The organism is Ruegeria sp. CE12, assembly GCF_056537525.1.
Genome location: NZ_JBQFRS010000063.1, coordinates 1 through 942 on the forward strand (window position 1 = coordinate 1; position 942 = coordinate 942).

Annotated in this window: 1 protein-coding gene; it reads left to right on the forward strand. The window is 53.6% G+C overall.

Translation table 11 applies throughout. The annotated features are described in order from the left end of the window. Nucleotides 1-867, forward strand: an 867-nt coding sequence (gene nuoH / locus ACR0IO_RS23140; RefSeq protein ID WP_480745205.1) for an NADH-quinone oxidoreductase subunit NuoH, incomplete at its 5' end; no start/stop codon positions are given. Nucleotides 868-942 lie beyond the last annotated feature (75 nt).

Consider the following 942-nt stretch of genomic DNA (forward strand, 5'->3'; position numbering starts at 1 on the left):
CTGTTGCAGACCGTGGCCGATGCGCTGAAATATGTCGTGAAGGAGGTCGTGATCCCCGCAGGTGCGGATCGCCCCGTGTTCCTTCTGGCACCAATGACCAGTTTTGTCTTGGCCATGATTGCTTGGGCGGTGATCCCGTTCAACGATACATGGGTTTTGGCCGATTTGAACGTGGCAATCCTGTATGTTTTCGCGATTTCCTCGCTTGAGGTTTATGGCGTGATCATGGGGGGATGGGCGTCCAACTCGAAATATCCGTTCCTTGGCTCTTTGCGCTCGGCAGCGCAAATGATCTCTTATGAGGTGTCCATTGGTCTGATCATCGTTGGGGTAATCATTTCGACTGGCTCGCTGAACTTTGGCGATATCGTGCGCGCGCAGGACGGGGATTTCGGCCTGTTCTCGTGGTATTGGTTGCCGCATTTGCCGATGGTGTTTTTGTTCTTCATCTCGGCGCTTGCTGAAACCAACCGCCCGCCCTTCGATCTGCCCGAAGCGGAATCGGAATTGGTCGCGGGCTATCAGGTTGAATATTCTTCGACACCGTTCTTGCTGTTCATGGCCGGCGAATATATCGCGATCTTCTTGATGTGCGCGCTGATGACGCTGTTGTTCTTCGGCGGTTGGCTATCGCCCATTCCAGGGGTCGCAGATGGCGCGCTGTGGATGGTCGCTAAGATGGCCGTATTCTTCTTCTTCTTCGCGATGGTAAAGGCGGTTGTGCCGCGCTACCGCTATGACCAATTGATGCGCATCGGTTGGAAAGTGTTCCTGCCTATGTCTTTGGCTTGGGTCGTTTTGGTCGCCTTCCTCGCAAAGTTTGAACTCTTTGGTGGGGCATATGCCCGTTGGGCAATTGGGGGCTAAACGATGACACAGATCGCTGTTCAACGAACTCGAGAATGGATTGGTGTCTGCCAAATGAGCAAGGAAATCGAACGT